This window comes from Mycobacterium sp. 1245852.3 (assembly GCF_001669335.1).
Taxonomy (GTDB): domain Bacteria; phylum Actinomycetota; class Actinomycetes; order Mycobacteriales; family Mycobacteriaceae; genus Mycobacterium; species Mycobacterium europaeum_A.
Map to the genome: position 1 here is coordinate 1 of NZ_LZLL01000336.1, position 868 is coordinate 868.

Here is an 868-nt window from a genome sequence, read left to right on the forward strand (position 1 = left end):
AGCGTGTAGTCCGAATAGAAGTCGCCCAGTGTGTCACTCCACGCCTGCGGGAACAATGGGTCCTGGTCGGGCCACAAGATGGTGACAGGCTTGGATAGCCGCTCATCGGGCGCCGGAGTCGTCTCGTTGGCGTAGTAGGTGATGGGGTTGCCTTCCGGGTTGCGGAACCACAACACACTGGCCAGGAAATCCCCAGGGGCCGAGTGGTTCTCGGTGAGGTGGTCGAGAAGGTCCGCGACGACGGTCGACCCGGGCGCCGACCAGTTGGCCAGATTCTCTTTCAGCGCCGCACGCACGGCGTCGGGCTTACCGTCGATGATCTCTTCGACGAGTTCGGACTTGTAGAAGATCGCATGCACGAAGGCGTTGACCGCGTCTTCTTCGAGGATCCGTCGCCCAACACCCATGGTGGGTGGTGCGATGACAAGCGACCGCGCGAGTTCCGGGCGCGTCATCGCGATCGTCTGCACGGTGAAACTGCCGACGTCATACCCGCACAGCACGGCATCGCTGATGTCCAATTCTTCTAGGAGGGCGATGACGCCGCCCACCTGGCGGTTGAGCGCATAGGCGGCCGGGTCGGTGAGGTGCTTGTCGGACTTTCCGTAGCCGCGCAGATCGAGCACGGTGACGTCCGCGTGCGGCGTCAGCTGCGGCACCACCCGCGAGTACTCACGGTGGTCACCAGGGTTCCCGTGGATGAGAACCACCGGCACTCCCTGGCCAGAGCGTTCGTAGTAGAGCCTGAAGCCGTCATGTTCGGTCGAATACGGCATCGAACGGTTCCTTCCTTTCAGCGCGCCGAGTGTGCCGCCGCGAAAAGCATTTGATGGGAGCCGGTCTCGGCTTCTAGTGGTGATCGTAGAAG

The 868-nt window shown here is 62.6% G+C and carries 1 protein-coding gene; it reads right to left on the bottom strand.

Going from position 1 to position 868, the window contains the following annotated elements; genetic code table 11:
* On the bottom strand, positions 1-776 hold a 776-nt coding region (locus A9W96_RS15190; protein ID WP_067140883.1), incomplete at its 3' end, for an alpha/beta fold hydrolase.
* Between the last annotated feature and the right edge of the window lie 92 nt (positions 777-868).